The sequence below is a fragment of the Pantoea sp. GD03673 genome, from assembly GCF_029844725.1.
Classification (GTDB): Bacteria; Pseudomonadota; Gammaproteobacteria; order Enterobacterales; family Enterobacteriaceae; genus Pantoea.
In genome coordinates this window covers 73,246-85,335 of record NZ_JAOCKJ010000001.1, presented here as the reverse complement: position 1 = coordinate 85,335, position 12,090 = coordinate 73,246, and the positions used below count along the sequence as shown (strand labels likewise).

7 protein-coding genes and 1 other RNA gene are annotated in these 12,090 nt (G+C 55.7%); 4 read left to right on the top strand and 4 right to left on the bottom strand.

Going from position 1 to position 12,090, the window contains the following annotated elements; translation table 11 throughout:
• Positions 1-25: 25 nt before the first annotated feature.
• Positions 26-3,079 carry an FAD-binding and (Fe-S)-binding domain-containing protein gene (locus N5J69_RS00370; protein WP_279767300.1) on the bottom strand — a complete coding sequence of 1,018 codons (3,054 nt, stop codon included), beginning with the start codon at positions 3,077-3,079 and terminating at the stop codon, positions 26-28.
• Positions 3,080-3,287: 208 nt separating this feature from the next.
• Between N5J69_RS00370 and ydiK the strand changes: the two genes are divergently transcribed.
• Positions 3,288-4,403 (top strand): AI-2E family transporter YdiK, encoded by a 1,116-nt coding sequence (gene ydiK, locus N5J69_RS00365; RefSeq protein WP_279768076.1) that lies wholly within the window; start codon positions 3,288-3,290, stop codon positions 4,401-4,403.
• Positions 4,404-4,693: 290 nt separating this feature from the next.
• An RNA gene (gene rprA, locus N5J69_RS00360) (antisense sRNA RprA) lies at positions 4,694-4,801 on the top strand.
• A gap of 69 nt (positions 4,802-4,870) precedes the next feature.
• Here rprA and ppsA read toward each other — a convergent pair.
• Positions 4,871-7,252, bottom strand: a complete 2,382-nt coding sequence (gene ppsA / locus N5J69_RS00355) for a phosphoenolpyruvate synthase (RefSeq protein WP_279767299.1) — start codon at positions 7,250-7,252, stop codon at positions 4,871-4,873.
• Between the two features lie 438 nt (positions 7,253-7,690).
• On the opposite strand from ppsA, the gene N5J69_RS00350 reads away from it, so the two are divergent.
• Together N5J69_RS00350 and N5J69_RS00345 are read left to right on the top strand one after the other, a co-directional pair.
• Positions 7,691-8,518 (top strand): pyruvate, water dikinase regulatory protein, encoded by an 828-nt coding sequence (locus tag N5J69_RS00350; RefSeq protein ID WP_013357691.1) that lies wholly within the window; start codon positions 7,691-7,693, stop codon positions 8,516-8,518.
• Between the two features lie 151 nt (positions 8,519-8,669).
• A complete protein-coding gene (locus N5J69_RS00345) occupies positions 8,670-9,716 on the top strand; it encodes a 3-deoxy-7-phosphoheptulonate synthase (protein ID WP_279767297.1) in 1,047 nt (348 codons plus the stop codon).
• Positions 9,717-9,723: 7 nt separating this feature from the next.
• Here N5J69_RS00345 and N5J69_RS00340 read toward each other — a convergent pair whose 3' ends face one another.
• Both N5J69_RS00340 and N5J69_RS00335 read right to left on the bottom strand, forming a co-directional pair.
• Positions 9,724-11,175 carry a protein adenylyltransferase SelO gene (locus N5J69_RS00340; protein ID WP_279767295.1) on the bottom strand — a complete coding sequence of 484 codons (1,452 nt, stop codon included), beginning with the start codon at positions 11,173-11,175 and terminating at the stop codon, positions 9,724-9,726.
• Positions 11,176-11,254: 79 nt separating this feature from the next.
• Positions 11,255-12,001 (bottom strand): EAL domain-containing protein, encoded by a 747-nt coding sequence (locus N5J69_RS00335; RefSeq protein WP_279767294.1) that lies wholly within the window; start codon positions 11,999-12,001, stop codon positions 11,255-11,257.
• Between the last annotated feature and the right edge of the window lie 89 nt (positions 12,002-12,090).

Below are 12,090 nucleotides of genomic sequence, written 5' to 3'. Positions count from 1 at the left end.
CGACGTGACGTCGCGCACAATTTTTTTACATGAGTGTTAACAATGCCTGAAGCGGATGGCGCATTCCGTTGCCTTCTACGCGCTTGACCTGGCTGCGGCACGAATAGCCGGTGGCCAGACAGCGCTGGCGGGGCAATCGCTGAAGCTGCGGATGCCAGGAGAGCGCGTAAATCCCCAGCGAGTTTTCAAGATTCTTACTTTCGTGGCCGTAGGTGCCCGCCATGCCGCAGCAGCCCACATTAATATTCTCCAGCTTTGCGCCAAAACGGGCGAAAATCCCCTGCCACTGATTCGGCGCAGAAGGCAGCGCGGTCACTTCGGTGCAGTGCGCAAACAGATACCAGGATTCCCCGCCGGTGGCCTGCTCCTCACGTTCAGCCAGGGCTCGCGCTAACCATTCATGCACCAGCAATACGGTAAAGTCGCCGCGTGATTCACCCAGCGTCTGACGATATTCATCACGATAGCAAAGCACGGTAGCCGGATCGACGCCGACCATGGGCAGCTCCAGTTTTGCGACCCGATTGAGGAAATCCGCAGTGCGGGCTGCCGTACGTGCGAAACGTTGCAGGAAGCCTTTCACGTGCTGCGCCTTACCGTTGGGCGAGAACGGCAGCAGCACCGGACGGTAACCCAGCTTCTCAATCAGCCTGACAAAATCATTAACCAGCTGTGCCTCATAGAAGCTGGTAAAAGGATCCTGCACCACCAGCACACAGTTTGCGCGTTCAGCCGCTGACAGCCCTTCAAGCTGCTCCAGCGTCATGTTCATGGCGGGATGACCACTGAGCTGCTGTTTCAGGTTGGGGGACGAAAGCAGCGGCAGATCGACCATGCCGATATGCGTTTTGCTTAACTCTTTTACCCACGGCTGGCGCAGGAAGAAGTTAAACACCTTAGGTGCCTTCGCCATCAGAGGCGCATAGCCCTCAACCGCTGCCACCAGGTGATCGCTGACCGGACGCAGATAACGGGTGTGATAAAGCTGTAAGAAGCGCGAGCGGAAAGCGGGAACGTCAATTTTGATCGGACACTGAGTCGAGCAGGCTTTACAGGCCAGGCAGCCTGACATTGCCTCTTTCACCTCGTGCGAAAAGTCATACTCCCCTTTGCTGGCGTGCCAGCTGTTGCGGGTTCGGGCGATAAGCCCGCGCAGGGACAGGCCGTTTTCCGGCAGCTGCTTTTCGAGTACCAGCGGATCGACGCCCTGCCCGGCCAGCAGCCGCAGCCACTCCCGCGTCAGCGTTGCCCGCCCTTTGGGCGAGTGAATGCGGTTACGGGTGATCTTCATTGAGGGGCACATCGGGCTGCGGACATCAAAGTTGAAACATAAGCCGTTGCCGTTACACTCCATCGCGCCACGCCACTCATCCCGGACCGTTAACGGAATCTGCCTGTCGTAAGTGCCGCGCTTCACCGCATCGACCTGCATCATGTCATCGTTGCTGTTAAAGGGCGTACAGATCTTGCCCGGATTCAGGCGATTGAGCGGATCAAAGGCCGCTTTAATGCGGCGCAACTCGTTAAATAACGTCTCGCCAAAGAATGCCGGACTGTACTGGGCGCGGAACCCTTTGCCATGTTCACCCCACAGCAGGCCACCGTAGCGCGCGGTCAGCGCCACCACTTCGTCGGAGATCTGTTTCATCATCATCTCCTGCTGCGGATCGCACATGTCCAGCGCCGGACGCACGTGCAGTACGCCAGCATCGACGTGACCAAACATCCCATAGCTCAGACCGTGGCTGTCGAGCAGTGCGCGAAACTCGACAATGTAGTCCGCCAGTTTTTCCGGCGGAACGGCGGTATCTTCCACAAACGGGATCGGTTTAGCCCGGCCTTTCGCATTACCCAGCAGACCCACCGCTTTTTTACGCATGTTATAGATGCGCTCAATGCCCGCCAGGTCGTTACAGAACTGATAGCCAATCACGCCCCCCTGCTGCTGCACCATCAGCGCATCAAGCCGGGCACACAGTTTTTCGATCTGCTGATCGATGAGTGCGGCGTTGTCTCCGGCGAATTCAACAATATTCAGACCCAGCATCTCTTTGTCGGGGACATCCGCGATCAATTCGCGTACCGAGTGCCAGACGATATCCTCCCGCGCCAGGTTCAGTACCTTAGAATCGACGGTCTCTACCGACAACGCCTGCGCCTCTACCATAAAGGGGGCATTGCGCAGTGCCGAGTCAAAGGAGTCATATTTGATGTTTACCAGCCGCCGCACTTTAGGCAGCGGCGTGATATCGAGACGCGCCTCGGTGATAAAGGCCAGCGTTCCCTCGGCACCACACAGCAGGCGCGTCAGGTCGAAAGTTTGCATATCGTCGCTGAAAACATGGCGCAGGTCATATCCGGTCAGGAACCGATTCAGCTTTGGAAACTTTTCCAGAATAAGCGCCCGATGCTCGCGGCAGCGCGTCAGCACCTGCTGGTAAATGCGGCCTTCGGGTGTTGTCGTCTGCGCCAGGGTTTCAGCCAGCGCGGTGGCCATCGGCCGCGTATCAAGAATTTCGCCGCCCAGCAGCACGGCGCGCAGGCCCAGGACATGATCCGACGTTTTGCCGTAGACCAGGGAGCCCTGGCCAGATGCATCGGTATTGATCATGCCGCCCATGGTGGCGCGGTTACTGGTGGACAATTCAGGCGAAAAGAAGAAGCCGAAAGGCTTCAGCCAGGCATTCAGCTGATCTTTAATCACGCCCGCTTCGACCCGCACCCAGCCCTCGTCGGTATTGATCTCCAGGATGCGGTTCATGTAGCGCGACATATCCACCACAATTCCCTGATTCAGCGACTGACCGTTGGTGCCGGTGCCGCCGCCGCGTGGGGTAAACACCAGGCTGGCAAAGCGTGCTTCTCCGGCCACGCGGGCCAGCAGCGCAACATCTGCCGTCGAACGCGGAAAGAGCGCTGCGTCAGGGAGCAGTTGATAGATGCTGTTATCGGTGGAAAGCGAGAGACGGTCGGCATAGCTGGTCGCCATGTCACCGGTAAAACCCTGCTCTTTCAGCGACTCAAGGAATGTCAGCACCAGCTGAACGAGGCCCGGTGCCTGCGAAATCTGTGGGATCATGATTGTCTGACCGAAGGTGTTGTAAACGTTTGCGTTTATACGTGAGCGATTTCTCGTTTTATCATATTTTTTCTGCGTCTGCCCTTTTTTCAGAAAAGACAAAAACCTTTCCCCGCGACGCTGTTTAATCCCGGACAAATAGATCATGATAAAAACGGGTATCAGAAGGCCCGAAAATGAAGGATTAAGACGAGGTTATGAGTCAATGATGAAAAGCCAGTACCGGGATATGGATTTACCGCAAATACTCTTCACCCTGATGTTCATTCTGCTGCTGATTGTCGCCTGTTTATGGGTGGTGCAGCCGTTTATTCTGGGCTTTGCCTGGGCCAGCATGGTCGTGATTGCCACCTGGCCACTGATGCTGAAATTCCAGCGGCTGTTATGGGGACGCCGTTCGCTGGCCGTGATCGTGATGACACTGCTGCTGTTACTGCTGTTTATCATCCCCATCGCCCTGCTGGTCAGCAGCCTCATTGATAACAGCGCCCCGGTCATTGCCTGGGTTACGCAGGGGCATACGATGCCGCAGCTGCTGTGGCTCAGGGATGTGCCGATGGTCGGCAAAAAGCTTTATGTCAGTTATGACACGCTGGTGGCGAGTGGCGGTGCCGGTATCATGGCCAAGATACAGCCCTACATTGGCCGTACTACCGGCTTTTTTGTTGCGCAGGCCGGTCATTTCGGCCGCTTTATGATCCATCTTGGCGTGATGTTACTGTTCAGTGTGCTGCTTTACTGGCGCGGCGAACAGGCCGCTCAGGGCATCCGTCACTTTGCCTTTCGCATGGCAGGACGACGCGGTGATGCCGCAGTGCTGCTGGCGGCACAGTCCATTCGTGCCGTGGCACTTGGCGTAGTGGTGACTGCGCTGGTGCAGGGCGTGCTGGGCGGTATCGGTCTGGCGATCTCCGGCATCCCCTATGCCACGCTGTTAACGGTGCTGATGATTCTCTGCTGTCTGGTTCAGCTCGGCCCGCTGCTGGTGCTGGTTCCCGCCATCATTTATCTCTACTGGAGCGGCGATACCACCTGGGGAACCGTGCTGCTGGTCTGGAGTTGTGTGGTCGGCACGATGGATAACGTCCTGCGGCCGATGTTAATCAGGATGGGGGCCGATTTGCCGATGATCCTTATCCTCTCTGGTGTCATCGGTGGACTGTTTGCCTTCGGCATGATTGGTCTGTTTATCGGACCGGTGGTTCTGGCGGTATCCTACCGTCTGGTTTCCGTCTGGGTTCACGAAGCACCCGCACCGGACAATGACCCGCAGGCCGTGGCAGAGGCGCTGGCCGATCACGATGGCACCCCGCCAGCCGTCTGATCCACAGCCATAGCCGCGTGGCACACTTTTCTTTGAGCATTGATTAGTGCGGTTAATGATGATTAACCGCACCCCTTCTCTGGCATCCGTTAAATTTTGTTTTCCATTAGCGATTTTTAAGAAAAAAGCCATCTTTGGCCTTTATTTGACCTTTCTGGCCCAAAAAAGATTACTTTCTGCACTGTTTCTTAAGCCAAATGGCGGAGTAAAGGTGACAAAAGATTATCGGCTTTAAACTAATAAGAGGATTCTTAAAGACGCCAGCCAGCGGTATGAATAACATGTTTCCTATGTTCGAAATCAAGCTATTGATTTTCAGACAACCTTATTCCCCTGAGTAGAGTAAAGAATTGCTGTGTGTAGTCTTTGCCCATCCCCTGTGATGGGCTTTTTTTTGCCTGAATCTGACCCGCTATAAACAGAAAAAGGCCCGCAATGCGGGCCCTGAACGATTGCTGTAAGCGGTGTCAGGCGTGTTGATTCAACTGCGCCAGACTCACCCACGTCTCTACCACGGTGTCCGGGTTCAGCGACAGGCTGTCGATGCCCTCTTCCATCAGCCATGCGGCGAAATCCTGATGGTCGGACGGCCCCTGACCGCAGATACCGACATATTTCCCCTGCTGTTTTGCGGCCCTGATCGCCATAGAGAGCAGCGCTTTCACGGCTTCGTTACGCTCGTCAAACAGCGCGGATACGACGCCCGAATCGCGGTCCAGCCCCAGCGTCAGCTGTGTCATGTCGTTGGATCCGATAGAGAAGCCATCAAAGTACTGCAGGAACTGCTCTGCCAGCAGCGCATTCGATGGAATTTCGCACATCATGATGATCTTCAGCCCGTTCTCGCCGCGTTTCAGCCCCTGACGTGCCAGCTCTTCCACCACAGCCTGCGCCTGGTCAACCGTGCGCACAAACGGAACCATGATCTCAACGTTGGTGAGGCCCATGTCGTTGCGAACCCGCTTCACTGCTTCGCACTCCAGCGCGAAGCAGTCCCGGAAATTGTCAGCCACATAGCGACCTGCACCCCGGAATCCCAGCATCGGGTTTTCTTCTTCCGGCTCGTAGCGTTCACCGCCCACGAGATTGGCATATTCATTGGTCTTGAAGTCAGAAAGTCGGACAATTACGCGTTTCGGTGCAAATGCTGCGCCAAGCGTGGCAATTCCTTCCGTCAGGCGGGCGATGTAAAACTCCACCGGATTATCAAATCCTTTCATCATTTTACGGATCTGCTGTTGCAGTTCCGGCGTCTGCTGATCAAATTCCAGCAGCGCCTTAGGGTGGACGCCAATCATACGGTTAATGATAAATTCCAGCCGTGCCAGACCAACACCTTCGTTAGGCAGACAGGCGAAATCAAAAGCACGATCGGGGTTGCCCACGTTCATCATGATTTTCAGCGGCAGTTCAGGCAGCGAATCGACCTGCGAACTGGTGACGTCGAAATCGAGCAGCTGATCGTAGACGTAGCCGGTGTCACCTTCAGCACAGGAGACCGTTACCTTGTGACCCTCTTTCAGCCGATCGGTGGCGTCGCCACAGCCAACGACCGCCGGGATTCCCAGTTCACGCGCAATGATTGCCGCATGGCAGGTGCGCCCGCCGCGATTGGTCACAATCGCGGACGCCTTTTTCATGATCGGCTCCCAGTCCGGGTCCGTCATATCCGTGACCAGCACATCGCCTTTTTCAATGCGGTTCATTTCGCTGATATCGTGGATCACCTTCACCACGCCTGCACCGATACGATGACCGATGGCACGCCCTTCAACGACAACATTGCCCTGTCCCTGAAGCGTGTAACGCTCCATCACCTGGCCATTTGAGCGTACGGTTTCAGGCCGTGCCTGAACAATAAACAGCTTGCCGGTGTGCCCATCTTTGGCCCACTCAATATCCATCGGGCGCTGATAGTGCTGTTCAATCAGCACCGCCTGCTTCGCCAGCGCCTGCACTTCCTCATCGTTCAGGCAGAAACGGTCGCGCTCGGCCTCAGGAACATCTTCAATTGTGACCTGTTCGCCATGTGCCTGAGAGTCGGCATACACCATACGGACCTTTTTCGAGCCCATGTTACGACGCACGATCGCTGGCCGATCGGCCGCCAGGGTTGGCTTGTGAACATAGAATTCATCCGGGTTAACCGCGCCCTGCACCACCATTTCACCCAGCCCCAGTGCGGCAGTGATAAAGACCACCTGATCAAAGCCGGACTCGGTATCAATGGTAAACATCACCCCTGAAGCAGCCAGGTCCGAACGCACCATGCGCTGTATTCCCGCAGAGAGCGCCACGCCACGGTGGTCGTAGCCCTGATGCACGCGGTAAGAGATAGCACGGTCATTAAACAGTGAAGCAAAGACATGCTTGACCGCCACCATGACGGCGTCGATGCCCTGCACATTCAGGAAGGTTTCCTGCTGGCCGGCAAAGGAGGCGTCGGGCATATCTTCGGCGGTTGCTGAAGAACGGACGGCGAACGACGCGGCATCATCATCGGCAGACAGTTCCTGATAGGCGTTCAGAATGGCGGACTCCAGCTCAGGCAGAAACGGCGTTTCCACCACCCACTGACGAATCTGCTTACCCGCTTTTGCCAGCGCATCAACATCATCGATATCCGTCTCATCCAGCAGCGCATAAATTCGCTGGTTCAGCCCGCTTTGATCGAGGAACAGGTTAAAGGCAGCGGATGTGGTCGCAAATCCATTGGGAACGGAAACGCCCAGCGATGACAGATTCGTTATCATTTCACCCAGAGAGGCATTTTTGCCTCCCACCCGATCAACATCATGCATGCCAAGCTGGTTATACCAGAGCACCAGTGGCTGTTCTTGAGTGGACATCGTGCTTATCCTTTATCAATGATCAATGAATGGACACAAAGCGTGAGCGGTTTTCAGCCTGGCATATCACCTGCTCAATAACGATCTGTTGAATCGTTAAAGCAGAATTTCAGCTGAAGTTTCAGAATTGTGAGCGGATTATTTTGCTGTTGCGCAAAGTCGCCATTTTCTGTTAATGCATTGATAATCAAGGAAATGTTAGATTTATCCCCCAGTAACGCGTCTGTTTTGTTGCGCAACAGGTGTCGGACGACGGGCAGGTTAAACGCGGTTCAGATAAGCGTTCCGGTGAATCGAACGCCCTTCGCATTTTTGTTATCGTGATGAAACAGCAGACAAATAATCCGGACAGACATTCCAGAAATTAAAATCAGAGATGATTTATTGAATCGCATAGCTCATGCTGATGACTCACTCTTGTCTGAGGCAGATTTCGTTATGACAACTGACAGAAGCGTTTTTTACATCTCCGATGGCACAGCCATCACGGCTGAAGTGCTGGGCCACGCGGTGCTGTCGCAGTTTCCGGTCAATATCACCAGCCTGACGCTGCCGTTTGTTGAAAATGTCCAGCGGGCGCTGGCGGTGAAAGCCCAGATCAACGCGCTCTATCAGCAGAGTGGCGTCCGGCCGCTGGTGTTCTTTTCCATTGTCACACCGGAGGTGCGCGACATTATCGTGCAGAGCGAGGGCTTTTGTCAGGATATCGTGCAGGCGCTGGTGGCTCCCCTTCAGCAGGAGCTGGGCTTGTCCCCCGCACCGGTAGCACACCGCACCCACGGACTGGACGCCAGTAATCTGGGTAAATATGACGCACGTATTGCGGCAATCGATTACGCCCTGGCACATGATGACGGCATCTCGCTGCGCGGGCTGGAGGATGCCCAGGTGATCCTGTTAGGCGTCTCGCGCTGTGGCAAAACGCCCACCAGCCTCTATCTGGCGATGCAGTTTGGTATTCGTGCCGCCAACTACCCTTTTATTGCCGACGATATGGATAACCTTAAACTGCCTCCCGCGCTGCGCGCCCATCAGAATAAACTGTTCGGGCTGACCATCGATCCGGAACGGCTGGCAGCAATACGGCAGGAACGGGCGGAAAATACCCGTTACGCCTCGATGCGACAGTGCCGGCTGGAAGTCGGCGAAGTGGAAGCGCTGTTTCGCACCCATCAGATCCGCTATCTCAACAGCACCAACTACTCGGTCGAAGAGATTGCCACCAAAATTCTCGACATCATGGGCCTGACGCGCCGCATGTACTGAAACGGATTCGGGTCGACGATGTAAAGCGCCGCTGCCGTGGGTTTTGATTTCATTATCAAATCACGGGTTGAATTCGCAGACTAATGGTTTATTGTGACCACCATCACTTCCCGGTATTTCACCGCTGCGAAGAACCGTTTTCGAGAAACTCATGAACAAAACCGACGAACTGCGTACCGCACGCATTGGTAGTCTGATTACCCCCGCCAGCCTGGCGGCTGAGCATCCTGTCTCCGCGGCGATTGCCGACAACGTCACCGCTGCCCGTAAACGTATTGCCCGTATATTGACCGGTGAAGATCCCCGCCTGCTGGTGGTGATCGGCCCCTGCTCGCTGCACGACCCGAAAGCGGCACTGGAGTATGCTGCGCGTCTGAATGCGTTACGCAGCCGCTATGAAGATCGGCTTGAGATTGTCATGCGTGCCTACTTCGAAAAGCCACGCACCGTCGTGGGATGGAAAGGCTTAATTTCCGATCCGGACCTGGACGGCAGCTACGATGTGAACCGGGGCATCGGTATTGCCCGCCAGCTGCTGATTGATATCAACGCGCTCGGCCTGCCCACCGCCACGGAATTTCTGGATATGGTGATCGGCCAGTTTATTGCCGATCTGATCAGCTGGGGGGCGATTGGCGCACGCACCACCGAAAGCCAGATCCACCGTGAAATGGCCTCGGCTCTTTCCTGCCCGGTCGGCTTTAAAAACGGCACCGATGGAAACGTGCAGATAGCGGTGGATGCGATTCGCGCCGCACGCGCCAGCCACATGTTCCTGTCACCGGATAAACTGGGCCAGATGACGATCTATCAGACCAGTGGCAACCCGCACGGTCATGTGATCCTGCGTGGCGGTAAACAGCCTAACTATCATGCCAGTGATGTCGCCTCTGCAGCGGAGAGTCTGGCGGCATTTAATCTGCCACAGCAGCTGGTCATCGACTTCAGTCACGGCAACTGCCTGAAACAGCATCGCCGTCAGATGGAGGTAGCGGCAGATGTGGCGGAGCAGATTACATCAGGTTCGCGGGCCGTTGCCGGTGTGATGATTGAGAGCTTCCTGGAAGAAGGCAATCAGAAGGTGGTGAGCGGCGAACCGCTGGTCTATGGCCAGTCGATTACCGATCCCTGCCTTGGCTGGCAGGAAAGCGAACAGGTGCTCGCCCTGCTGGCAGAGGCGGTTTCTCACCGCCTCTGAATCTGAATCAGCTGGAGCAGCTGACCTCTAAGGTTTTGCCCCAGTCTGGCGGCCGCTGACGATACTCAGCGGCTGTCTCATCGCTGAAGGGCTGCTGTAACGCCTGATGCAGGCGAGCCAGTGCGCCCTGCTCTCCCCGCTCCGCCTCTTCTATCGCCTGTTGTGCCAGATAGTTACGCAAAATTACCGCCGGGTTAGCCGCCTTCATGACTGCCTGACGTTCCGCGTCACTCACCTGTTCGTCCAGCAGACGACGGCGGTAGCGCTGATACCAGCCATCAAACGCCTCACGGTCGATAAACTCGTCGCGCAGCGGTGAGCGGCTTTCAGCCTGCCGGGTCTCGCTCAGCAGACGGAACGTCAGGGTGTAATCACTGTGCTCCTGCGTCATCAGCGCCAGCAGATCGGTCAGGATCTGATTGTCGCTGCTCTGTTGTGTCAGCAGGCCGAGCTTCGCCCGCATCCTCTCACCCCAGACCTGCATCAGTTCAGGTTCGTAGGTGCTCAGCGCCGTCCGCAGTTGTTCCGTGGTCAGCAGCCCTGACAGCGCATGGGCCAGCCGGTTAAGGTTCCACATGCCAATCATCGGCTGATTTTCAAAGCTGTAGCGCCCCTGATAGTCGCTGTGATTGCAGATAAAGTCAGGCTGATAATCATCCAGAAAACCGTAAGGGCCGTAGTCGATGGTCAGACCGAGGATTGACATGTTGTCGGTGTTCATCACGCCATGCGCAAAGCCAACGCTCTGCCACAGCGCAATCAGGCGTGCGGTGCGGCGTACAACGTCAGTAAACCACTGCTGATAGCGGTCTGCTTCCCCTTCCAGTTGCGGCCAGTGATGGCGAATGGCGTAATCGGCCAGCTGCTGCACTTTCTCCTGCTGCTGGCTGTAAAAGAAATGCTCAAAATGACCGAAACGCAGATGGCTTGGTGAAATGCGCATCAGCATCGCGCCACGCTCTGTGGTTTCGCGGTAGACCGGCTCATCGCCTATCGACAGGGTGAGTGCCCGCGTAGTGGGAATGCCCAGGTGGTGCAGCGCTTCTGAAGCGAGAAACTCCCGCACGCTGGAGCGGATCACGGCACGGCCATCGCCCATCCGTGAATAAGGTGTCAGCCCTGCGCCCTTGAGGTGCCAGTCAAGCTTGCTGCCATCATCCAGACGCTGTTCACCCAGCAGGATACCGCGCCCGTCACCCAGCTGACCCGCCCAGACACCAAACTGATGGCCACTGTAAACCTGCGCCAGCGGCTGCATTCCAGGCAGCAGTGCAGCACCGTGCCAGACGTCATGACCCTGACCTTCAAACAGCGCACTATCCAGGCCCATTGAGGTTGCAAGCGGTGCATTGTGATACAGCAGGCGTCCGCCTGCCAGCGGCGTGGGGTTAAGCGCGGTGTAGCACCCGGAAAGCTCACGGAACCAGGTGTTGTCAAACGATACCTTGCCTGAGGACATTGTTTCTCCCATGCGATGCTCAGCGATACGTAGGTTAGTCCTCTAGTGTAACGCTGATAGCCGGGATTAACAGGTTCTGTCAGCCGGGATGCTGAGAGGATGGCATACGATCGTCGGCGCAAAGCAGCGAGCGCAGCGCGTCAGACTTGACCACCGGGAAGAGTGCGCCCTGAAAATCGGCACCGTTCAGCTGGCTGACTTTATCCAGCAAGCGTTCGTCATCGATGCCGCAAATAATGAGCCGGTCACAGTGGGCGCGAAAATTATCGATAATGCTCTGTATGAATGGCACAAACGAAGCACGCTTTGCCAGGGAGTGATTAAATTCTTTGTCGAGACAGATGCAGCTGAATAAATTATCGTAAACCGCATTGGACGGTGTTTTGCCCGCGCCAAAATGTGAGAGCGCTAAATTAAATTCAGCATGCAGGCTCGCCAGCAGCGGATTATTTTTGCCCAGCTTCAGTTGCGGAAACGTTTCAGTGATATTCAACAGAATGAAGGGCAGCTGTTTTATTTTGCGCATCACTAATTCACTGGCAAGTAGCGTCCGGGCCATGCCTTCATCAATGCGGATAAATGCTGACACTGAATGCGCTTCAAATAATCCGCGATTCTGCTCCAGTAAGCTAATCTGACTTTGCAGCAGGCGCAGCTGCTGCGACTCATCGAGCTGGGGCAGCAGCAGATCCTGCGGCAGCGTGATAGGGGCACTTTCATGCACTAACTGCGTTACCAGCTCGACAGCGGTCAACCGCCCGTCAACATCACAGACAGGATAAAACCAGATTTCCGACTGATAGTCGGCCGAGAGATGAATTTTCATTTTAATGCCAGAATATGCGGCGATGATCATATCGTATAGTAATGATCAGCCGCAGGCAATAGTGCCAAATCATTGAAGAGACGACCTTC

Excerpts from the sequence above, each read along its gene's own strand:
- ppsA (WP_279767299.1), bottom strand. The coding sequence starts at position 7,252 with ATGTCCACTCAAGAACAGCCACTGGTGCTCTGGTATAACCAGCTTGGC.
- N5J69_RS00345 (WP_279767297.1), top strand. The coding sequence starts at position 8,670 with ATGAACAAAACCGACGAACTGCGTACCGCACGCATTGGTAGTCTGATT.
- N5J69_RS00335 (WP_279767294.1), bottom strand. The coding sequence starts at position 12,001 with ATGAAAATTCATCTCTCGGCCGACTATCAGTCGGAAATCTGGTTTTAT.
- N5J69_RS00370 (WP_279767300.1), bottom strand. The coding sequence starts at position 3,079 with ATGATCCCACAGATTTCGCAGGCACCGGGCCTCGTTCAGCTGGTGCTG.
- N5J69_RS00340 (WP_279767295.1), bottom strand. The coding sequence starts at position 11,175 with ATGTCCTCAGGCAAGGTATCGTTTGACAACACCTGGTTCCGTGAGCTT.
- ydiK (WP_279768076.1), top strand. The coding sequence starts at position 3,288 with ATGAAAAGCCAGTACCGGGATATGGATTTACCGCAAATACTCTTCACC.
- N5J69_RS00350 (WP_013357691.1), top strand. The coding sequence starts at position 7,691 with ATGACAACTGACAGAAGCGTTTTTTACATCTCCGATGGCACAGCCATC.